At 72.6% G+C, this 20,346-nt stretch carries 18 protein-coding genes; 4 read left to right on the top strand and 14 right to left on the bottom strand.

The window, feature by feature from the left end:
• Nucleotides 1–43 precede the first annotated feature (43 nt).
• The 6 genes from ACFY7C_RS02180 to rhaI all read right to left on the bottom strand — a co-directional run bounded on the left by ACFY7C_RS02180 (nucleotide 44) and on the right by rhaI (nucleotide 7,640).
• Complete coding sequence (locus tag ACFY7C_RS02180) at nucleotides 44–685, bottom strand: lactate utilization protein C (RefSeq protein WP_389642367.1); 642 nt, start codon at nucleotides 683–685, stop codon at nucleotides 44–46.
• Entirely contained in the window at nucleotides 682–2,100 is a 1,419-nt protein-coding gene (locus ACFY7C_RS02175) for a LutB/LldF family L-lactate oxidation iron-sulfur protein (RefSeq protein WP_389642364.1), read from the bottom strand. The genes ACFY7C_RS02180 and ACFY7C_RS02175 overlap by 4 nt, the downstream gene beginning before the upstream one ends.
• Nucleotides 2,097–2,828 (bottom strand): (Fe-S)-binding protein, encoded by a 732-nt coding sequence (locus ACFY7C_RS02170; RefSeq protein WP_389642361.1) that lies wholly within the window; start codon nucleotides 2,826–2,828, stop codon nucleotides 2,097–2,099. Before ACFY7C_RS02170 ends, ACFY7C_RS02175 begins: the two co-directional genes overlap by 4 nt.
• Nucleotides 2,828–4,312, bottom strand: coding sequence for a rhamnulokinase family protein (locus ACFY7C_RS02165; protein ID WP_389642358.1), 1,485 nt, complete (start codon nucleotides 4,310–4,312; stop codon nucleotides 2,828–2,830). Before ACFY7C_RS02165 ends, ACFY7C_RS02170 begins: the two co-directional genes overlap by 1 nt.
• A 44-nt stretch (nucleotides 4,313–4,356) precedes the next feature.
• Complete coding sequence (locus tag ACFY7C_RS02160; RefSeq protein WP_389642355.1) at nucleotides 4,357–6,405, bottom strand: bifunctional aldolase/short-chain dehydrogenase; 2,049 nt, start codon at nucleotides 6,403–6,405, stop codon at nucleotides 4,357–4,359.
• A 68-nt stretch (nucleotides 6,406–6,473) separates the two neighbouring features.
• Nucleotides 6,474–7,640: an L-rhamnose isomerase gene (gene rhaI, locus ACFY7C_RS02155; protein WP_389645884.1), complete on the bottom strand. Its 1,167-nt coding sequence runs from the start codon at nucleotides 7,638–7,640 to the stop codon at nucleotides 6,474–6,476.
• Between the two features lie 174 nt (nucleotides 7,641–7,814).
• Between rhaI and ACFY7C_RS02150 the strand changes: the two genes are divergently transcribed.
• Together ACFY7C_RS02150 and ACFY7C_RS02145 are read left to right on the top strand one after the other, a co-directional pair.
• Nucleotides 7,815–8,135, top strand: a complete 321-nt coding sequence (locus ACFY7C_RS02150; RefSeq protein ID WP_389645881.1) for an L-rhamnose mutarotase — start codon at nucleotides 7,815–7,817, stop codon at nucleotides 8,133–8,135.
• Nucleotides 8,136–8,237: 102 nt separating this feature from the next.
• Nucleotides 8,238–9,341 (top strand): LacI family DNA-binding transcriptional regulator, encoded by a 1,104-nt coding sequence (locus ACFY7C_RS02145; RefSeq protein WP_389642353.1) that lies wholly within the window; start codon nucleotides 8,238–8,240, stop codon nucleotides 9,339–9,341.
• Nucleotides 9,342–9,363: 22 nt separating this feature from the next.
• Here the strand turns inward: ACFY7C_RS02145 and ACFY7C_RS02140 are convergent, their stop codons facing one another.
• The 8 genes from ACFY7C_RS02140 to ACFY7C_RS02105 form a co-directional block, all read right to left on the bottom strand.
• On the bottom strand, nucleotides 9,364–10,434 hold the full coding sequence (locus ACFY7C_RS02140; protein ID WP_389642350.1) for a methyltransferase: 1,071 nt from the start codon (nucleotides 10,432–10,434) through the stop codon (nucleotides 9,364–9,366).
• A gap of 56 nt (nucleotides 10,435–10,490) precedes the next feature.
• Nucleotides 10,491–11,297, bottom strand: coding sequence for a helix-turn-helix domain-containing protein (locus tag ACFY7C_RS02135; RefSeq protein WP_389642348.1), 807 nt, complete (start codon nucleotides 11,295–11,297; stop codon nucleotides 10,491–10,493).
• A gap of 77 nt (nucleotides 11,298–11,374) precedes the next feature.
• Nucleotides 11,375–12,226: a caspase family protein gene (locus tag ACFY7C_RS02130; protein ID WP_389642345.1), complete on the bottom strand. Its 852-nt coding sequence runs from the start codon at nucleotides 12,224–12,226 to the stop codon at nucleotides 11,375–11,377.
• Nucleotides 12,227–12,532: 306 nt separating this feature from the next.
• On the bottom strand, nucleotides 12,533–12,976 hold the full coding sequence (locus tag ACFY7C_RS02125) for a tail fiber domain-containing protein (RefSeq protein WP_389642342.1): 444 nt from the start codon (nucleotides 12,974–12,976) through the stop codon (nucleotides 12,533–12,535).
• Complete coding sequence (locus ACFY7C_RS02120) at nucleotides 12,970–13,173, bottom strand: hypothetical protein (protein WP_389642340.1); 204 nt, start codon at nucleotides 13,171–13,173, stop codon at nucleotides 12,970–12,972. The genes ACFY7C_RS02125 and ACFY7C_RS02120 overlap by 7 nt, the downstream gene beginning before the upstream one ends.
• 165 nt (nucleotides 13,174–13,338) lie before the next feature.
• The gene (locus tag ACFY7C_RS02115) at nucleotides 13,339–14,520 is read right to left on the bottom strand and encodes an RCC1 domain-containing protein (RefSeq protein ID WP_389642337.1); all 1,182 of its coding nucleotides are present in this window, start codon (nucleotides 14,518–14,520) and stop codon (nucleotides 13,339–13,341) included.
• Nucleotides 14,521–14,562: 42 nt separating this feature from the next.
• Nucleotides 14,563–15,792 (bottom strand): RCC1 domain-containing protein, encoded by a 1,230-nt coding sequence (locus ACFY7C_RS02110; RefSeq protein ID WP_389642334.1) that lies wholly within the window; start codon nucleotides 15,790–15,792, stop codon nucleotides 14,563–14,565.
• Nucleotides 15,793–15,849: 57 nt separating this feature from the next.
• Nucleotides 15,850–17,061 (bottom strand): RCC1 domain-containing protein, encoded by a 1,212-nt coding sequence (locus ACFY7C_RS02105; RefSeq protein WP_389642331.1) that lies wholly within the window; start codon nucleotides 17,059–17,061, stop codon nucleotides 15,850–15,852.
• A gap of 688 nt (nucleotides 17,062–17,749) precedes the next feature.
• Between ACFY7C_RS02105 and ACFY7C_RS02100 the strand changes: the two genes are divergently transcribed.
• A complete protein-coding gene (locus tag ACFY7C_RS02100) occupies nucleotides 17,750–18,763 on the top strand; it encodes a hypothetical protein (RefSeq protein ID WP_389642328.1) in 1,014 nt (337 codons plus the stop codon).
• 11 nt (nucleotides 18,764–18,774) lie between these two features.
• Nucleotides 18,775–20,337 (top strand): hypothetical protein, encoded by a 1,563-nt coding sequence (locus ACFY7C_RS02095; protein ID WP_389642325.1) that lies wholly within the window; start codon nucleotides 18,775–18,777, stop codon nucleotides 20,335–20,337.
• The last annotated feature ends 9 nt before the right edge of the window (nucleotides 20,338–20,346 follow it).

The raw sequence follows: 20,346 nt of genomic DNA, 5'->3' as shown, positions 1-20,346 counted from the left end.
TCCGTTGTCGTCGGCCTCGCGTCGGCCTGTCGCCGGCGCGCGGTCAGCCGCTCGTCACGAGGAGCACGTCGAGGGTGCGCGGCCCGTGGACGCCCTCCACCCGGTCGAGTTCGATGTCACTGGTGGCGGAGGGGCCGGAGATCCAGGTCAGCGGTCGGGTCGGGTCGAGGCGGCGCAGGGCCCGGGGGACGGACGCGACGACCTGATCGGGCGCCCGTACGACACAGAGGTGGAGGTCCGGTACGAGGGTGAGCGCGCGGCGTCCCTGGGCGGGGCCGCCGTCGAGGACGATCGTGCCGGTCTCGGCGATCGCCAGGGCGCAGCCGGTGACGACGGCGTCGGTGGCGTCGAGCTCGTACGGGGTGAGGCGCGGGTCGTCGGTGCGCCGGACACACCGGGCGGCGGCCAGCCATGCGTCGGGCAGCCCGGGGGGTACGGCGACGGTGCGGGCGCCGTGGCCGTCGAGCAGCCGGGCGATGAGCTCCGCGAGTCCGCTCTCCGGTGTGCGGTGCACCTGGGCGCGGTAGTCGGCGAGGTTATCGTGGAGGAGGTCGAGCACGGCCGCCGGGTCGTCGGGGACATGCTGCTCCAGATAGGCGCGCTCCGGCTCGGGTGCCCGGGGCGCGTCGGCGACGGCGGCGCGGACGCGGGCGAGGACACGGTCCCGGGAGCTGGGCTGGGTCATGTGCGGTTCTTCCTCCACCAGTCGCGGAAGGATTCCGCGGGCACGTCGGGCAGGTCACGGTGATCGGTCCAGGCGCCGGCGCCCGGCGGGTTCTTCGGGTGCAGGGCGCGGGTGCGGGCGGCGAGGCGCTCTCCGGCGGCGAGGACCTTCGGCCGGTCGAGGACCCATCCGGCGGCCTTGACGGCGGCCCGTTCGAGGCGATGGCCGGGGCCGCCCTGCTCGGCGACCCGTTCGCGCAGGTGGACGAGGACCTCGGGGATGTCGATGGCGACCGGGCACACCTCGTAGCAGGCCCCGCAGAGGGAGGAGGCGTAGGGCAGGGACGCGTCGATCGCGCTGGTGGTGCCGCGCAGCTGGGGGGTGAGGATCGCGCCGATGGGGCCCGGATACACGGAGCCGTAGGCGTGGCCGCCGGCCCGCTCGTAGACCGGGCAGACGTTGAGGCAGGCGGAGCAGCGGATGCAGCGCAGTGCCTGGCGGCCGATGTCGTCGGCGAGGACGTCGGTGCGGCCGTTGTCGAGCAGGACGAGGTGGAAGGCGCGCGGCCCGTCCTCGTCGGTCGTCCCGGTCCACATGCTCGTGTACGGGTTCATCCGCTCGGCCGTGGAGGAGCGGGGCAGGGTCTGCAGGAAGACCTCCAGGTCCCGCCAGGTCGGCACGACCTTCTCGATGCCGACGACGGAGATCAGCGTCTCGGGCAGGGTCAGGCACATCCGCCCGTTGCCCTCCGACTCGACGACCACCAGGGTGCCGGTCTCGGCGACCATGAAGTTGGCACCGGAGATGCCGACCTTGGCACGCAGGAATTTCTCCCGCAGGTGAAGCCGGGCGGCCTCGGCGAGCTCGGCGGGCTCGTCGGTGAGGTCGTCGGGCGCCGGGCGGCCCCATGCGTTCATCTCCGAGCGGAAGATGTCGCGGATCTCGCCCCGGTTGCGGTGGATGGCCGGTACGAGGATGTGCGAGGGCCGGTCGTCGCCCAGCTGGACGATGAGCTCGGCGAGATCGGTCTCGTAGGCGCGGATGCCCTCGGCCTCCAGGTGCTCGTTGAGGCCGGTCTCCTGGGTGGCCATCGACTTGACCTTCACGACCTCGCTCTCGCCGGTCGCCTTCACCAGGTCCGCCACGATCCGGTTGGCCTCCTCGGCGTCGGCGGCCCAGTGGACCGTCCCGCCCGCCGCCGTGACCGCCTCCTCCAACCGCACCAGGTACCGGTCGAGGTGACGCAGCGTGTGGTCCTTGATCCGCCGGCCTGCCTCCCGCAGCTCGGCCCAGTCGGCGAGCTCGGCGACGGCCCGGGCCCGTTTGTCGCGGATCGTGTGCGTCGCGTGCCGCAGGTTGGCCCGCAGCGTCGGGTCGCCCACGGCCGCCCGTGCCGCCTCCGGGAAGGCCGGCATTCCGACGAAGACCCCGCTCATCGTCCCGACTCCTTTTCCCAGGGCTCGTTCTCCGTGCTCGCCAGGATCTCCGCCAGGTGCAGGGCCCGCAGCGGCTCCGCCTGTCTGCTCAGCATGCCGCCGAGGTGCATCAGACAGGAGCTGTCGGCCCCGCACAGCACCTCGGCGCCGGTCGCGACGGCGTTGCGGACCTTGTCGGCGCCCATCGCCACCGACACGTCCGGGTTCTTCACCGCGAAGGTGCCGCCGAAGCCACAGCACTCCTCCGCCCCGGGCAGCTCCACCAGGTCCAGCCCCTTCACGGCCTGAAGAAGACGGCGCGGCCGTTCCCCGAGTCCGAGCAGCCGCAGGCCGTGGCAGGAGGGGTGGTAGGTGACCCGGTGCGGGAAGTACGCGCCGACGTCCGTCACCCCCAGCACGTCGACCAGGAACTCCGACAGTTCGTACGTCCGGGGGCCGAGCTCCGCCGCCTCCGCGCCGAACCGCCCGTAGTGCCCTCGCACCATGGCCGCGCACGATCCTGACGGGGTGACGACGTACTCGTACCCGTCGAAGGCGCGCACGGTCCGCCGTACGAGCGGCTCCGTCTCGCGCCGGTAGCCCGTGTTGAACTGCGGCTGCCCACAACAGGTCTGGCCCGCCGGGAAGTCGACGGCCACGCCGAGGCGTTCGAGGAGCCGGACGGTGGCCACCCCCGTGGCCGGGTACAGGGCGTCGTTGAGACAGGTGACGAAGAGAGCGACACGCATCAGGGGATCCTCGCAGACGGTTCGAGCCGGGCGGCCGCCCGGTCCCAGGCCGCGCCGTCGCCCCGCGGTGCGTAGCGGAGCGTCGGCCGGGTCCGTGCGACGAGGGCCCGCATCGACGGCAGATCGCCGACCAGGCCCGCCGCCCGTGCCTGGACGAGGACGTTACCGAGCGCGGTGGCCTCGACGGGCCCCGCGACGACGGGCAGACCGGTGGCGTCCGCCGTCAGCCGGCACAGCAGGCCGTTGCGCGCCCCGCCGCCGACCAGATGGACCGTGCCGACGCGCCGGCCGGCGAGCTCGGCGGCCCGTCGCAGGGTGCGGCGGTGCGCGAGGGCCAGGCTCTCCAGGACGCAGCGGAGCACCGCGCCCCGCTCCCGCGGCACCGGCTGACCCGTCCGGCGGCAGAATTCTCGGATCCGCTCCGGCATGTCGCCGGGCGCCAGGAACTCCGGGGCGTCGGGGTCCACGACCGCCACGAACGGCTCGGCCCGCTCGGCCTCCGCGAGCAGCTCCTCGTGCCCGGCGGGCCGGCCCCGCGCCGCCCAGGTCCTGCGGCACTCCTCCCACAGCCACAGGCCCATGGTGTTGCGCAGGAAGCGGACGGTGCCGTCGATCCCCCGCTCGTTGCTGAAGTTCGCGGCCCGGGCCTCCTCCGTCAGCACCGGGGCCGCGAGCTCCAGACCGGCCAGCGACCAGGTGCCGCACGAGATGTACGCGAAGTCCGGCTCCGTGGCGGGCACGGCCACGACCGCCGACGCCGTGTCGTGCGAGGCGACCGTCGTGACCGGGGTCGACCCGTCGAGCCCGGTGTACGCGGAGACGTACGGCAACAGCCGGCCCGCCGGTTCGCCGGGAGCCCGCAGCGGCGGCAGCAGCCCCGGGTCGAGCCCGAGCCGCCCGAGCAGCTCCGCCGACCAGGTCCCGCCGCGGGCGTCGAAGAGGCCGGTCGTGGAGGCGTTCGTCTCCTCGGCGCCGAGCGAACCGGTCAGCCAGTGCACCATCAGATCCGGTATCAGCAACAGTCTTCGGGCCGCCGCCAGTTGGGCGGAACCGGCGGCGGAGGCGAGCTGGAAGACGGTGTTGAAGGGCAGATGCTGCAGCCCCGTGGTCCGGTACAGCTCCGCCGGGCCGCCGACCCGGTCCCACACCCCCCGCGCCACACCGTCGGTCCGCGCGTCACGGTAGTGGTACGGGGCGCCGAGCAGCGCCCCGTCCGCGTCGAGGAGCCCGTAGTCCACCGCCCACCCGTCCACGCCGACCGAGGTCACCGGTCCCGCGCGGCCCGCCTCCCGCAGTCCGTCCAGGACGCCCTGGAAGAGGGCGAGGGCGTCCCAGCGCAGCCCGTCCGGCAGCCGGACCGGGGTGTTGGGGAAGCGGTGGACCTCGACGAGGTCGAGCAGGTCGGCCCCGACCCGGCCGAGCATCACCCGCCCGCTCGTGGCGCCGAGATCGGCGGCGGCGAACGTGCCCACCGGTCCGCTCACCCGTCCGCCCACCCGTCCGCCCACCGGTCCGCCCACCCCTCCGCTCACCGCAGGAACGCGGCGGCGACGCCCGCGTCCACGGGAACGAGCAGACCGGTGGTGTGGGAGAGGTCCCCGCCGGTCAGCGCGAGGACCGCGTTCGCCACGTGCTCCGGCAGCACCTCCCGCTTGAGCAGGGTCCGCTGGGCGTAGAACGCGCCCAGGTCCTCCTCCGCGATCCCGTACGTGGCGGCCCGCTGCGCACCCCAGCCGCCCGCGAAGATGCCCGAGCCGCGCACCACTCCGTCCGGGTTCACACCGTTGACGCGGATCCCGTGCTCGCCCAGCTCGGCCGCGAGCAGCCTGACCTGGTGCGCCTGGTCGGCCTTGGCCGCGGAGTAGGCGATGTTGTCCGGGCCGGCGACGACCGCGTTCTTGGAGACGATGTACACGATGTCGCCGCCGAGGCCCTGCGCGGTCATCACGCGGGCCGCCTCCCGTGAGACGAGGAAGGAGCCGCGGGCCATGACGGCGTGCTGGAGGTCCCAGTCCCGTGCGGTGGTGTCGAGGAGCGGCTTGGAGACGGAGAGCCCCGCGTTGTTGACGACCAGGTCGACGCCGCCGAAGGCGAGCAGCGCGTCCCGGAACGCCGCGGCGATCCCCTCCTCCGAGGTGACGTCCACCGTGACCGCCACCGCCCGGTCCGGCCCGCCCAGCTCCTCGGCGACCGCCGCCGCCTTCCCGCCGTCCAGGTCGGCGACGACGACGCAGGCCCCCTCGGCGGCCAGCCGGTGCGCGATCGCCCGGCCGATGCCGGAGCCCGCGCCCGTCACCAGCGCGATCCGGGTCGCGAGGGGCTTCGGCTCCGGCATCCGCCGCAGCTTGGCCTCCTCCAGCTCCCAGTACTCGATGCGGAACTTCTCGGACTCCTCGATCGGGGCGTACGAGGAGACCGCCTCGGCCCCGCGCATGACGTTGATCGCGTTGACGTAGAACTCGCCCGCGACCCGCGCGGTCTGCCTGTCCCGGCCGAAGGAGAACATGCCCACCCCGGGCACCAGCACGATCGCCGGATCCGCGCCCCGCATCGCGGGGGAGTCGGGCGTCGCGTGGCGGGCGTAGTAGGCCGCGTACTCCTCCCGGTAGGCGGCGTGCAGCTCCCGCAGCCGGGCGACGGCGACGTCCAGGGGCGCGTCGGCGGGCAGGTCGAGGAGCAGGGGGCGCACCTTGGTGCGCAGGAAGTGGTCGGGGCAGGAGGTGCCGAGCGCGGCGAGCCTCGGATGCCCGGCCCGGGAGAGGAAGTCGAGGACGGCGTCGGAGTCGGTGAAGTGCCCGACCTGCGGGTGGTCCTGGGAGGCCATGGCCCGCAGATACGGGACGAGGGCGGCGGCCCGCTCCCTTCGCTCGGCCGCCGGCAGCGGCCCGTAGCCGTCGAGGACCGGGCCGAAGGGCTCGGGCCGGCCGTGCTCGGTGAGGAAGGCCTCGGCGGTGCGGATGATGTGCAGCGCGTGGCGCTCGCATTCCTCGGACGTCCGGCCCCAGGCGGTGATGCCGTGGCCGCCGAGGACGCAGCCGATCGCCCGGGGATTCGCCGCCCGCACGGCGGCGATGTCGAGGCCGAGCTGGAAGCCGGGGCGGCGCCACGGCACCCACGCGACGGTGTCGCCGAAGCAGTCGGCGGTCAGCTTCTCCCCGTCGGCGGCGCAGGCGAGCGCGATCCCCGCGTCCGGGTGGAGGTGATCGACGTGCGCCGCGTCGACCAGGCCGTGCATGGCGGTGTCGATGGAAGGGGCGGCGCCGCCCTTGCCGTACAGGCAGTGGTCGAAGGCGGCGACCATCTCGTCCTCGCGGTCGACGCCCGGATAGACCTCGGCGAGCGCGCGCAGCCGGTCGAGCCGCAGCACCGCGAGTCCCTCCTCGGTGAGGGTGCCCAGGTCGCCACCGGAACCCTTCACCCACATCAGCGGCGTCTCGCGGCCGGTGACGGGGTCGGTGACGGAGCCCTTGGCGGAGGCGTTGCCGCCCGCGTAGTTGGTGGTGCGGGGATCGGAGCCGAGGCGGTGGGCCCGTTCCAGGAGCGCGGCGACTTCGGGCAGGGTGGCGGAGGAGGCCATGGCGTTCCTTACGGAGAGGAAAGAAAAGCGAGGGGTGGGCGGAGGCGGGGCAGGGGAGGGGCGGTGGGTCACGCGCCCCAGCCGGCCTGCGCGCCGCCGACCCGTTCGGCGGCGATCCGTTCCTGCCGTCCGGAGCGGAGGTAGGCGGCGACCGGGTCGGGGTCGAGGCCCCGCTCCTCGCGGAGTTCCCGCAGCAGCGGCCGTACGTCGGTGGCGAAGGCGTCCATCAGCACCGCGTGGGCGGCGAGCACGTCCCCCTCGCGCTGGGCGGCGGCGAGCGCGGCCCGGTCGACCAGCAGGGCCTTGGCGGTGGCCTCCTGCACATTGGTGACCGAGCGGATGACGGCCGGGACCTTCGCCTCGATGTTGTGGCACTGGTCGAGCATGAAGGCGACGCCGGCCCCGGGCGCGAGACCGCCGCCCCGCACGACCTCGTACATGATCCGGAAGAGCTGGAACGGGTCGGCGGCACCCGCCATCAGGTCGTCGTCCGCGTAGAAGCGCGAGTTGAAGTCGAAGCCGCCGAGCCGTCCCTCCCGCAGCAGCAGGGCGACGATGAACTCGATGTTGGTGCCGGGCGCGTGGTGGCCCGTGTCCACGACCACCCGGGCCTTCGGGCCGAGCGCGAGGCAGTGGGCGTACGCGGTGCCCCAGTCGGGCACGTCGGTGGTGTAGAAGGACGGCTCGAACAGCTTGTACTCCAGGAGCAGCCGCTGTCCCCCGCCGAGCCGCGCGTACACCTCGGCCAGACACGCGGCGAGCCGCTCCTGGCGGGCCACCATGTCGTCCTGGCCGGGATAGTTGGTGCCGTCGGCGAACCACAGCTTCAGGTCGGTCGAGCCGGTGGCGTCCATGATGTCGACGCAGTCGAGGAGATGGTCCACGGCCCGGCGCCGCACGGCCGGGTCGGGATGGCAGACGCTGCCCAGCCTGTACGCGTCGTCCTGGAAGGTGTTGGCGTTGATCGCGCCCAGCTCCAGACCGCGGTCCTTCGCGTACGCGGCGAGGGACGCGTAGTCGTCGACCCGGTCCCACGGGATGTGCAGCGCGACCCGGGGCGCGATGCCCGTGTACGCGTGGACCTCGGCCGCGTCGTCCAGCTTCTCGTACGGATCGCGGGGCACGCCCGGCTGCGCGAACACCTTGAAGCGGGTGCCGGAGTTTCCGTAACCCCAGGAGGGCGTTTCGATCCGCTGGGCGGCGAGCGCGGCCTTCACCGCGGCGATCTCGGGCATGTCCACCTCGTCACGAGCCATTTAATGAATCGATTCATTCCGCCGGGGGAAAGCTAGCCAGCGGTGGGGATCGCGTCAAGGCTCTTGACCCTGGAAACAGCCAAGCCCTAGCGTCCGGACTCTCGGGCAGCCGAGGGAGTGAAACATTTCAGCCGAGGGGGCTCGATGGAGAACGTGCGACGAGTGTGCTTCCTGCTGAAGGTGCGGTCCGACCGGGTCGAGGAATACCGGGAACGTCACCGCCATGTGTGGGCCGACATGCTCACCGCCCTCTCGCGGGCCGGCTGGCGGAACTACTCCCTCTTCCTGCGGGACGACGGCCTTCTCGTCGGCTGTCTGGAGACCGAGGACTTCGAAGCGGCGCGCGCCGCCATGGAGGCCACCGAGGTCAACGCGCGCTGGCAGGCCGAGATGGCCCCGTTCTTCGAGGAGCTCGACGGCCGGGCGCCGGACGCCGCCATGCGCCCGCTGACCGAGGTCTTCCACCTCCCCTGACGGCGGCGGGCAGGCGCCCCGGGCGGGCCGCATAGGATGAGGCGCGAGGCGGGAACCCCGTACGGAACGCACCGGACGGGCAGAGCGGACCAGGTGGGACGGATGGCGGGCACCGCGCGGACGGTCGGCATCAAGGACGTGGCACGCGAGGCGGGCGTCTCCGTCGGCACCGTCTCCAACGTGATCAACCAGCCGGACCGGGTCTCGCCCGCGACCCTCCAGCACGTGCGCGGGGTCATCGAGCGCCTCGGCTATGTGCGCAGCGAGTCCGCCCGTCAGCTGCGCGCGGGCCGCAGCCGGATCATGGCGCTGCTCGTCCTCGACATGGGCAACCCGTTCTTCGTCGACATCGCCCGGGGAGCCGAGCGCACCGCGCGGGCGGCCGGCCTGGGCGTGATGGTCTGCAACAGCGACCAGAAGGCCGCCGAGGAGGCCGACTACCTCGCGCTCTTCGCCGAGCAGCGGGTCCGCGGCGTCCTCGTCACGCCCGCCGACCCGAGCGGGGCGAACCTGCGCGAGTTCCGCCGCCACGGCATCCCGTACGTCCTCGTCGACCGCGTCGCCGGAGACGGCGACGGCGACGGACACGGTGACGGCGACGGCGGATTCGGCGGCGGCCCCGGATCCGACACGGGCACCGGTACGGGCGCGGGCTGTTCGGTCTCCGTGGACGACGTCGTCGGCGGCTCCCTGGCGATCCGCCATCTGACCTCGACCGGCCACCGCGCCTTCGCGTACGTCAGCGGACCCTCCCACCTCCAGCAGGTGCGCGACCGGCGCGAGGGCGCCCTGCTCGCGCTCGCCGAGGCCGGCCTGCCCGCCTCCGCCCTCCAGGAGGTGTCCGTCGAGCGTCTCGACGTCGCCTCCGGACGGGACGCCGGTTCCAGGCTCCTCGGGCTGCCCACCCGGCCGACCGCCGTCTTCTGCGCCAACGACCTGCTGGCCCTCGGCGTGCTCCAGGCGCTGTACGCGGCGGGGGTGCGGGTGCCGGAGGACATGGCGATCGTCGGCTACGACGACATCGAGTTCGCGGCGGCGGCCACCGTCCCCCTGACGTCCGTGCGCCAGCCGGCCGTCACCCTGGGCGCGCGCGCCGCCGAACTGCTCCTGGAGGAGACCGGCGACCGGGCCGAGCACCACCGCCACGAGCACCTGGTGCTCCAGCCCGAACTGGTCGTCCGCCGCTCCAGCCTCACCCCCCGCTGAGGGCGCGCATCGGGCGCCCGGCTCAGCCGGCCGCGGTCTCGATCAGGTAGTAGGGGGCCACCTCCACCAGTGGGGTCACCGACACGACGGACAGTCCCGCGCGGTGGCACACCTCCTCGAAGTCCTTGCGGGTACGTTCCCTCCCGCCCAGGTTCACCAGCATGTTGAGGTCGCTGAGGTAGGTGATCCCGCCGTCCGCGGCGTGCGCGTCGGCGCTGCCGCCGACGACCTCGGGAAGCACCGGCTCCACGATCAGGACTCGGCCGCCGGGCGGCAGGACCGCGCGGCAGTGACCGAGGATCGTGACCGCCTGGTCGTCCGACCAGTCGTGCAGGACACTCTTGATCAGGTACAGGTCCGAGCCGCCGGGAACGGAACGGAAGAAGTCGCCGGGGGCCAGGGAGCAGCGGTCCGCCACCCCGTGCCGTTCCAGCGTCCTGGACGCCTGGGCCAGGCCGTCCTCGGTGTCGTGGAGGACACCGGTGAGCGCCGGATGCGCGGCGAGGACGCCGGCCAGGACGCTTCCGTCGCCGCCGCCGACGTCGGTGACGGAGGTGAAGCGGCCGAAGTCGTAGGCGTGGGGCAGCACGGCGGCCGTCTCCTCGGAGGCCTGGCTCATCGCCGCGTTGAAGTCGGCGGACAGTTCGGGGTGTCGGCCGAGATGGCTGAAGAAGTCGGTGCCGAAGACGGCGTCGAAGGCGATGCCTCCGGTGCGGACGCTGTCGTCCAGACCGTCCCAGGCCCGCACGATCGTCGGGTCGGTGAACACGCGGACGAACGAGGAGAGCGAGTCGGGGCGGCCGGAACCGAGGAGGGCGCCGGCGGGAGTCAGCGAGAACGCGTCGGTTTCGTGCTCCTCCATCAGGCCCAGAGCGGCGAGGGCGCGCAGCAGTCTCGTCATGGGCTGGTGCTCGGCTCCCGCGTCGGCGGCCACCTCGACGGCGGGCCGCCTGTCGTCGCCGATCAGGTCGAACACGCCGAGCCGCACGGCGGCGCGCAAGGTCTGCGCGGCCATGCCGCCGAAGGCGAGCCGAACGATCAGACCTCGGTCGGCCATGGCCTCTCGGTCAGCCGCTATGTCCATGGTGCTCATGGATGAACTTCCTTCCTCGTACGGATAAAGGGCGGTGATGTACGGGTGGGGGCGGGTCAGACGCCGGCCAGGGCACCGGGCGTGCACCCGGCGAAGGCGCGGACGTCGCGGTGGAGGTGGGACTGGTCGGCGTATCCGTGCGCCAGGGCGACGTCCGCGGCGTTCCCGCCCGCGCGCAGCGCCCGGGCGGCCTCGTCGAAGCGGACGAGCATGGCGGCACGCTTGGGGGTGAGGCCGATCTGGGCGGTGAACCGGGACCGCAGTCGCTTGCGGCTCCACCCGCAGGACGCGGCGAGGTCATCGACCCGTACCCGGCCCCCGTTCGCCACGATCGTGTCCCACACACCGGCGACCTCGGGTGTCATCGCCGGGCCCCGGGCGGCCCGGCGGGCGAGGAACTCGCCGACCAGCGTGAAACGTTCCTGCCACGCGGTGGCGGCGGCCAGCCGTTCGCGGAGCTGCCGCTCCCCCCGCCCCCACAGGTCCTCCAGCCCGACGACCGTCCCCTCCAGTTCGAGCGGCGACACACCCAGCAGTGCGTAAGCGGCGCCGGGCGTCAGGCACATCTCGATGCACTCGACGTCCCGGCCGCGGATCCGCGCGGGACCGGGCGACAACGACGCGACCAGGCTCGGGGTGGGGTGCGGGCTCGTCGAGGGTCGCCGCCCGGTGCCGTCATCGACCGTGAACGGGTCGTTCCCCAGGCCGATGACGACGACCACGGTGGGCTGGGGCAGGACCCGCAGGTCCAGCGTCTGGCCGACGCGGTCCCGGAATCCGGCCATCCGGACACCGGCGACGGGTGGCGCGCCGCCGGGCCGCGCCACCTCCCACCCACTCTCATCCGCTTCGTCGTTGTGCATGCCCCCACCCTGACGGACCCCGGGCCGTCTCGTCTTGGAGAAAAGTTCCGCGGACCGAGGCGCCGCCCTGGGGGTGTCTAGATGGAGAACGGGGTCTGGGAGAGGAAGTCCGCGCCGCACTTGCCGGTCTGGAACATGTTGGGCGACTGGTAGAACGGCATGTTCTCGACGATCTGGCGGTGGAGGGTCGAGTAGCTGCCTTGGAACGCGCCGTTCTTCCAGGTCTTGAGCAGCGTCTCGGTGAACAGACCGTTGGGGCCGGTGCCGTCGCTGGAGACCTGGTTGTCCTGGCAGCCGGAGATCAGCAGGACGTCGGCCTTGATGTCCGCCAGGTCCAGCGGAGGGGTGTCGCGCTGGATCTGGTCGTACAGCTGCTGATCGCGCTGGTAGTTGCGGAACTGCGCGTCCTGCGGCAGCGCCCTGACCTTGGCGCGGACCTCGGTCGGTTCGCTGGTGTCGAAGCTGCGTTCCAGCTCCGCGCCGTTGAGGAACAGGGACAGGTCGCGGGAGACGGTGCCGCTGTGGCAGCTGTCGGAGAGCAGCAGGATGCGGACGTCCTGGGCGAAGGCGCCGAAGGCGGCGTGCAGTTCGTCGTCGATGAACTGCCGGTCGTAGAGCACCCAGGTCTCGTCGCGCCGGTCGGGCTCGTCGCCGTTCTTGTCGGGCACCTGGGCGCCGTGGCCGGCGTAGGTGAGCAGCAGGATGTCGCCCGCCTTGAGCCCGGAGGCGGCTTCCTTCAGCGCGGCCGCGAGGTTCTCGCTGGTGGCTTCCTTGGTGAGCAGGGTGGCGAGGGGGGTGAAGCCGTTGGTCTTCGCCAGGTCGGCCATGGTGAGGGCGTCGTTCTCGGGGTTCTTGAGCTCGGCCTTGGTGCCGTAGCGGGTCTCGTCGATCTCGTTGATGCCGAGGTGGACGGACAGTCCCTTGGGCATGGTTCTCCTTCTTTTCTCTCTCTGAGCTCGGCTGCTCAGCGGGGGATCGCGTGGCGCGCGTGGAAGCGCAGGGTGGGGCAGAGGACCTTGGCGACGGCGAACTCCGGGGGGTCCGCCAGGTCGACGGCGACGTGAGCGAAGCCGGTGCTGGTGGCGATGTGCCGGGCCGGCCGGGCGAGTTCGGTGGTGACGTCGTCGAAGGCGGAGCGTGACCGGCGACGGCGACGGCGGTGGCGTGGTCGGCGGCCGGACGGGACGTCGGACGGGGGGCGTCGCGCGGGCCGTCGAGGTGGCGCAGGCGTACGGTCACGGTGCCGCGGAGGCCGCGGAGGCAGGGGAGGCTGCGGATGCCGGGGTTGCCGCGGGGGCGGCGGGCGCGGACGGGACCGCGGCGGTGAGGCGGGCGACCTCGGCCCGCAGCTCGCCGATCTCCTGGCGGTTCTCTTCCAGGAGCCGGTGCAGCGCCTGGACGCAGACGAGTGCGACGCCGTTCATGTCGACGGTGCTGATGGACCTGTCGTCGCCGCCGAGACCGAAGGCCTCCCACCAGTCCTGGGCCATGGGGCCCAGGTGCCGGATCGCCTCCGGGTCCGCCCGGTACCGCCAGGTGCTGACCGGCAGTTCGACCACCTTCCGCAGCACGTCGAACCCGTTGAGCGGCTGGCAGTCGGCGACGGCGGGAGCGTCGTGCGGGCTCGGTCTGCGGCCGGCCGCGTCGGCCGGCCGCAGACCGTCGGGGTGGACTACCACGCCACCGCCGTCACGTCCGTCTTCAGTGCGCGGTCCGAGGCGATCGCGCCGCGGGACTGCGGGGGCTCCTCGTCGTCCTCGCCACGCTCGCGAGCGGAGCGCGCCTTCCTGTCGGACGCCTCCCTGGCCTTGTCGGAGGCCTGCTGGCGGGAGCGGGTGACCTCTTCGTCGGGGGTCTCGTTCGGCTTGTCGGCCATGACCTTTCTCCTTTCCGGTCGTTGGTTCTCGGGCATCCGTGCCCGAGCGACGTCGACGTTACCGACCGTGATCGTTCGATTCCAGTGGGGCGGGCATATGCCACCGCAATAGCCCAAATCGCTGTCAACATGTCGCGGAGCGTGAGGGGTGGGCTCTCTCCTCCGTCAGTACGCGAAGGCGAAGGTGCCTCGGGGAGGCGCGGTGACATGGGTCACGCCACTTCCGGCGGGCAGTGCGGTGACCGGCTCCGCGACGACCGCGGCGGCTCCGCCGTCGCCGAGCTGGCCCTGGGCGTCGTTGCCGAGCGAGACGACGGCGCCCGAGTCGAGCGCGGCGACGGTGTAGTCCCAGCCGCCGGTGACATCACGCGCGCCGCGCAGCGCGTCCACCCGGACGGGAGTGGTGCGGTTGACGGTGGTCCCGTCGCCGATCTGACCGTTCCCGTTCCAGCCCCAGCCCTTCACGGTGCCGTCCGCGGTCCGGGCGTAGCTGGTCCAGCCGCCGGTGGAGACGTGGGTGACGTTCTTGAGGTGGAGGACGTCGACGGGCGTGGCGCTGTTGGCGGTGCTGTCGTTGCCCAGGGCTCCTTCGTTGCCCCAGCCCCAGGCCTTGACGGTGCCGCGGTCGGTCAGGGCGAGGACGTGAAGACAGCCGACCGAGATGGCCGTGACGTCCGTGAGGCCCGGGACCGGGAAGGGCGTGTTCCGCGTCTCGTTGTCACCGGACGCCAGCTGGCCCCGGTTGTTGTAGCCCCAGGTCCGCACGGTTCCGTCGGCGCCGAGGGCGACGCTGAATTCGCAGCCGGCGCCGATCGCCGTGACCCCCTCCAGGCCCGGCACCTCGACGGGGACGCGGCGGGCTCCGTCCGTCCCGCCGGTCACGCCGATCCCCAGCTGGCCATGGGCGTTGCCGCCCCAGGCGTACACCCGGCCCTCCTTGAGGGCGAGGACGTGATCGAGCCCGGCGTCGACGGCGTCCACGCCGGAGAGCCCGGCGACGGCGGCGGGGAAGGGCTGGTCGGTCAGGCTGTTGTTGCCGAGCCGGCCCTGGGCGTTGCTGCCCCAGGACCGGAGCGTGCCGTCGCCGAGCAGGGCGACGGCGAAACCGTTGTCGTCGTTGCCTCCCGCGCTGATGCTGCGCACGTCGGCGCGGCGCAGGCCGAAGACCTCACCGGGCGTCGGCTGGCGGAGGGTGCTGCCGTTGCCGAGCTGACCCGCGGTGTTGGTTCCCCAGGAGCGCACCCATGGGTCGGGGCCCGCGGCGGCGTGGGCCGGTCCGACGAGGGCGGACGCGGCGAGCGTGAAGGCGGCGAGGAGGCGAAGGGGCGTGACGCGGCGGACGACCATGACGATTCTCCTGCTCGTAGGGGGAGTCGGAAGGGACCTTGGTCAGTACGCGAAGGTGAACCTGCCCGAGATCGCGGCCGAGAGCCGGGTGATGCCACTGCCCGCGGGAAGGGCGGTGACCGGCTTGGTGCTGGGGGCGGGAGCGCCGCTGGGGGCGGGGGCGGGGCTGCCGCTGGGAGCGGGGACGGGCCCGCCGCCGTCGCCGAGCTGGCTCTGGGCGTTGCTGCCCAGGGCGACGACGGCTCCGGTGTCGAGGGCGGCCACCGTGTAGTCGACGCCGCCGGCGATGTCGCGGGCGCCGCGCAGCGCGTCGACGCGCACCGGGGTCGTACGGTTGATGGCGCTGCCGTCGCCGAGCTGGCCGGCGGCGTTGTCTCCCCACGCCTTGACCGTGCCGTCGCTCTGCACGGCGTAGCTCGACCTGGAGCCGGTGAAGATCCCGGTGACGTTCCTCAGGTGCGCGACGTCGACCGGCGTGGACCTGTTCGCCGTGGAGTCGTCGCCGAGCTGGCCCTGGCCGTTCGCTCCCCAGGCCTTGACCGTGCCGTCGCCCAGCAGGGCGAGCGAGTGGTGACAGCCGACCGCGACGGCCGTCACGTCGGCGAGGTCCTTGACGCGCTGCGGGGTGTTGCGGTTGACCGCGTCCGCGGTGCCGAGCTGGTTGTAGACGTTCTCCCCCCAGGTCCAGACGGTTCCGTCCTCGCCGAGTGCCACGCTGAAGCCGCAGCCGGCCGCCACGGTCCTGATCTCGTCCAGGCTCTGCACGGCGGCGGGGACCCGCTGCTTCTCGGCCTTGTCGTCGGCGGTGACGCCGTTGCCGAGCTGGCCGAGTCGGTTGTCGCCCCAGGCGTAGACGCGGCCGTCCTTGACGGCCAGGGCGTGACGGAGACCGGCGGCGACGGAGGTGACACCGGACAGCCCGGCGACGCTGCCGGGGAAGGGCTGACCGGTGAGGGTGCCGTTGCCCAGCTGGCCCTGGGTGTTGTTGCCCCAGCTCCGGACGGTGCCTTCGGTGAGCAGCGCGACGGCGAACCCCTCGGCGTCGTCGCCGCCGGCGGCGATCTGGCGGACGTCGGTGCGGTGCAGACCGAGGACGCCGGCGGGGGTCGGCTGGCGGAGGGTGCTTCCGTTGCCGAGCTGTCCGACGTTGTTGACGCCCCACGCGCGGACGGAGAGGTCGGGGCCCGCCGCCTGGGTGAGCCCGGTGACCGCGAGCGTGACGAGGGCGGCGGCGGTCAGCGCGACCGCCAGTGGTTTACGACGAATGGTCATGGCGTTCCTTGGGTGTCGGCGAGGGGCCGGGCCGGGGACACGCCCGGCCCCCGCGCGTCAGTAGGCGTAGGTGGTGTTGCCGCCCAGCGAGGCGGCGACGCCGTCGACCTTGGCGCGGTCACGGATGATCCGCACGGATTCGTAGCGGGCGACGGTGGTGCCGTTGCCGAGCTGTCCTTCACCGTTGTGACCCCAGGTGAGGACCTCCTCGGTGGTGAGGGCGACACCGTGGTTGGGGCCTGCGGCGATCGACTTCACGCCCTTGTCCTTCAGGCGGGGGATCAGCACCGGTGCGGTGCGGTTGGTACGGGAGATGTTGTCCGCGAAGGACTCGTCCTCCTCCAGGAGCTGGCCGTACTGGTTGTTCCCCCAGCCCCACACGCCGGCGGGTGAGACGGCGTAGTTGTGGAACAGGCCGGCCTCGATGTCGGTGGCGTCCTGGGGCCAGGGCACGTCGACCGGGGTCAGGGCGGACTGGGTGGTGGAGTTGCCGAGCTGTCCGTAGACGTTGTAGCCCCAGGACTTGATGTGGCCGTCGGCCGTACGGGCGAGGGCGTGGTGGCAGCCGGCGTCGATCTCCTTGATGCCGTCCAGGCCCTCGACCTTCACGGGTACGGCGCTGAGGGCGCGGCCGCCGTTGCCCAGCTGGCCGTGGGTGCCCCGGCCCCAGGCCCAGACCTCGTCCTTGTCGGTGAGCGCCAGGCTGAAGTCGCATCCGGCGGACACCTGCTTGACGAAGGGAAGTCCCTGCACCCGGTCCGGGTAGTTGCGGTTCCCGCCGGTCTCGGTGTTGCCGAGCTGGCCGTACGCGTTGGCGCCCCACGAGTAGACCTGGCCGGCGTTGTCGACGGCCAGGGCGTGGGCGCCGCCGGCGGCGACGTCGGCGATGTCCCTGAGGCGCGGGACGGTGACGGGGACCTCCTGGTCGTCCCGGCCGTTGTTGCCGAGCTGTCCGTCGCCGTTGTACCCCCAGGACTGGACGTCGTTGCCCTTGGTGAGCGCCACGGCGAAGGCGTCCGCCGAGGACGTGCCGCCGGCGGAGACCTTGGCGACGTCGTTGCGCATGAGGTTGAGGACGGCGGTGGGGGAGAGGCTGTCGTTGCTCGTTCCGCTGCCGAGCTGGCCGACGCGGCCGGCGCCCCAGCTGAGCACGTTGGGCCGTGCCTCGTCGGCGGCGACCGGATGGAAGGCGGCCGGCAGAGTCAGGGCCGCGGCGGTCGTTATGACGGCGGCGGCACGGGCGGGGGTGACGCGCGGCAGACGGATCATGATGCTCCTTCGGTTCGCGGGGACGTTCCCGGGACTGCGCGATCGCCTCCCGGGGCGCACGGCCCTTGGGACGCGGGGCTGTTGGGTCGGCCGGGAGGCGGTGCTGCCCCGTCAGCCTCACTCGCCTCGTGGCGGCCCGCGAGCCGCGCGATCACCTCCTCACCCGCCGGGCGGTCGACCGGGAGAGCGAGCAACGCCCGTCCGCGCGACGACCGGGCGGGGCCTCGGTCCGGCCCGCCACTGGTCGCGTCCTCGTTGGTGATCCGGCGGTTTGCGCCCTGCCTGTTCCACCGGTCGATCGGGTGAGGGCCGGGGGCCCTGAACGTCAGGCGATCAGCGCAATCGCACGAAGATGTGCCGAACCGGTGATCGACGGACACGCGCTTCTGCGCCATCGAAGTGAACATCTGGACGACCGTGGCGGGGGTGGTGACGCCCCGTCCGGCGGTCGGTCGATCGTCCCGAGGGAAACGATCAAGCAAGAGCGTGGGCGTGGTGAGACCTTCGAAACGATTCGAAGCTTGGTCCTCTGAACAGGAAAGCGCAGGACGCGGCGCGTATGAGCTTCAGATGTGACGAATGTCCGCGGAATCGTTTCCGTCGCCCCGGTCGCCCTCCGCGGTTCTTCGGCGTGCCCGCCGGCCTCCGCAGAATGTGCCCTGCACAACGACCAGAGGCAGGAGAAGTCATGCACAAGAGACGAACGGCACGGGCCCTATGGGTGGGGATCCTGGCGCTCACCGGGTCCGGGCTCTGCTGCGTCACGGCGGACGCGGACTCCCGCAACGCGGTGACCAACGGTGACCTGGCCCGCCCCGCCGTGTCGGCGGGCTCCTCCGTACGACAGGCCCCGGAGTCCTGGAACGGCACGGGCGACCTCTACGCGGCGAACCTGGCCAAGCACCCCGGAGAGCTCCAGGCGTTCGACCTGAACGCCGACGCGGCGGGCACGCTCTCCCAGACCCTGACGGGCGTGAAGCAGGGGTCCGCGGTCACCGTCTACTGGTCCGACGCCCCGCACGTCGACGACCCGGCGGGAACGACCCGGCGCTACCGCGTCGAGGCCGACGGGGCGACGGCGAAGGAGGTCACCACCCTCGCCGCCGCCCAGGGCTCCGTCGCCTGGCGCACCGGCAACTCCTACCGGTTCACCGCCGACCGGGACGATCCCGTCCTGAGGTTCACCTCCCAGGAGACCGGAGAGCGCGGTGCGCTGGTCTCCGGAGTCCGCGCGCCGAGCACGGCGGCCGCGCCGGATCCGACGCGGCCCGCCGGCGAGATGCCCCCGCAGCCGGGCCTGCAGAAGCCGGCCCTCGAGAACGCCGACCCGTGCAACGAGGGCGGGAGCACTCCCTCCGGCTGCGCGGAGCACACCGGGAACCAGACCGAGATCGCGGCCTGTTCGCCCAAGGCCGCCGGCTGCCTGGACACCTACGCCACCACCGGACAGGCGACGCGCCAGGACCTCGGAGCGACCTCGACGATGGTGGAAAAGCACGCGAACAAGGACCGCCAGGCCTCTCCGCACCAGGCCGCCGGCCCGATGTGCGGGATCTTCGCCCAGCACACCGGCCGCGACCGGCCCGACCAGTACGAGTACCGGCCCACGACCCACAACTGCGCGGTGGAGCTGCCCGGCCAGGACCTGGAACAGCCCGTCGACACCCCGCAGGCCACGCTCACCCGCCTTCCCGACGCGTAAAGGACACCCCTGTGCCGTCCCTTCACCTGACTCACCTGCCCGCAGCCGTCGTCCTCGGCGGGCTCCTCGTCGTGCCCTTCGCGGCCGTCGAGGGCCACGCCGCACCCGAGGCACCGAAGTGGACGGCCGTGCCCGTCCAGAACGGGGACTTCGCGTTGCCGCCCGTCGCCAAGGACTTCGAGGCGAAACTGCCCACCGACTGGTCGGGGTCCAAGACCGCCGTCGTCTCCGCCGCCCTCGCCGGGCGCTCGGACAAGAAGCAGGCCGTGTCCCTCAACGACAACACGGGCCAGGGCATCCTGCGCACCCGGCTGTGGAACGTCAACGCCGGCGCCACGGTCCGGGTGAGCTTCACCGACTCCTCCTCCACGTTCGCCAAGTGCACCCCGGCCGAGGTCGCGAACGGGCAGCGCTATAAGGTCGCCGTCTACAAGCCGGTCCGGCGGGACCCGACGGGGCAACCGGTCAAGGACCCCCGGGTGGTCCACCGGACGGAGGAGTTCCAGACCGCGGGCTACACCAAGCAGCAGGACGCGGCCGGCGAGGGCAAGTGGTCCGAGCCCAGAACCTTCGAGTTCACCGCGGCGGAGGACAACCCGCTCCTGACCTTCGAGTCCCTCACCCCCAACGCCACGACGAGCAACGCCTGCGGTCCGATGGTCGCGGCCGTCTCCGCCCAGGAGCGGGCGGCGCCGGTCGACTACTTCGTCTCACCGCAGGACATGCCGGTCAACGCGTACTACGTGCACGACGAGGTGGCGGTCGCGGACGCCGTGGCCAAGTGCAAGGTGGCCGCCGGCTGCCGGTTCACCATCGACCCGCGCTACTCCTACCAGTACTACGGCAAGGTCCGAGTGGTGGACCACGCGGCCATCAACTGCAGCAGGAACCAGAAGACCGACACCCGCACCCTCAGCTACACCGAGGAGGGCTTCGACAGCGTCACCACCGAGGTGAACCGCATCGCCAACGCCGCCTCCGTCGACCAGAGGCTCGACAACAGCGGCGCCAACGACAAGGGATCGACCAGCCCCAACCTCCAGGAGATGTACCCGGAGATGTTCAAGCAGGCCGCCGCCGGCTTCCAGCGGCACGAGGGCAACCGGAACCTCGTCAACACCACCAACCCGCTCACCCCCACCCGCACCACCACCAAGAACGTGCAGCAGGCCGTGCAGCCCGGTGAGGCCAGCTGGTTCGAGGTCCAGCCCTCCCGGGAACGCATCGAAGGCACCTTCAGCGGCTCCGGCTACACCCTCGACGTGATGCTCGACTACCCCTCCAACCGGGTCCCCGACCGCCTCTTCCAGCGCACCGGCCCGATGACCCAGGACGAGCAGCGCCACTGCCTGACGGAGCGCCCGCTGCGGGTCACCCCCGACAACAAGGGCGTGGACGCGCCGTCCGCCGTGCCGCCGGGCACGCGCACGCCGGCCGAGGACACCAAGACGACCCCGAAGAAGTCCGGTGACTCCGCGCCGCAGGCTCCCGCCCAGCCCCGTACCCGGCCCGCCGAGCGGGAACGGGCGTCCTCGACCACCCCGGCCGCCCCGTCGACCTCCGCCGTCCTGTGAAAGGAACCC

Origin of the sequence: Streptomyces sp. NPDC012769 (assembly GCF_042901205.1) — a bacterium.
Taxonomy (GTDB): domain Bacteria; phylum Actinomycetota; class Actinomycetes; order Streptomycetales; family Streptomycetaceae; genus Streptomyces.
This window is presented reverse-complemented; position numbering and strand designations above follow the sequence as displayed.